Annotated in this window: 1 protein-coding gene; it reads right to left on the bottom strand. The window is 34.5% G+C overall.

Annotated features, from left to right (window positions below; all coding sequences use genetic code 11):
• On the bottom strand, positions 1 to 380 hold a 380-nt coding region (locus tag F1B92_RS08595), incomplete at its 3' end, for a TonB-dependent receptor plug domain-containing protein (protein ID WP_229770995.1).
• Positions 381 to 420 lie beyond the last annotated feature (40 nt).

Raw genomic sequence — 420 nt, forward strand, 5'->3', positions numbered from 1 at the left:
CTAAATGAACCTCTTTCGATATCAACTCCAGTTATGAAGCTTGGATCTATTAAACCACCAAATGAAGATGTTCCTCCATTTCCTGTACCATCATCTGAAGATGCTGCGTAAAATGTCTGAGAAACTCCATCTACCATCATATTTACCCTACCAAATCCACTCATACCACGGATATTGACATTTATAGTGCCTTGAGATTTATCAACATTTGTAAAAGCTCCTGGAACGGATCTTACGATATCATCTAGACTTTGTGTGTTTGAAGCATCTATTTCTCTTGTGCTTATGGCTTTTGTTTTTTCAAACGATTCATCTTTTTTACTTATGGTTTCGCTAACTTCTACTTTTTCTAACTCGACATTTTCATTAGCATTTAGCATTGAAAACAAAAAAGCACACAAATAAATTCTCTTGTTCAAT

The organism is Campylobacter portucalensis, from assembly GCF_009690845.1.
Classification (GTDB): Bacteria; Campylobacterota; Campylobacteria; order Campylobacterales; family Campylobacteraceae; genus Campylobacter_B; species Campylobacter_B portucalensis.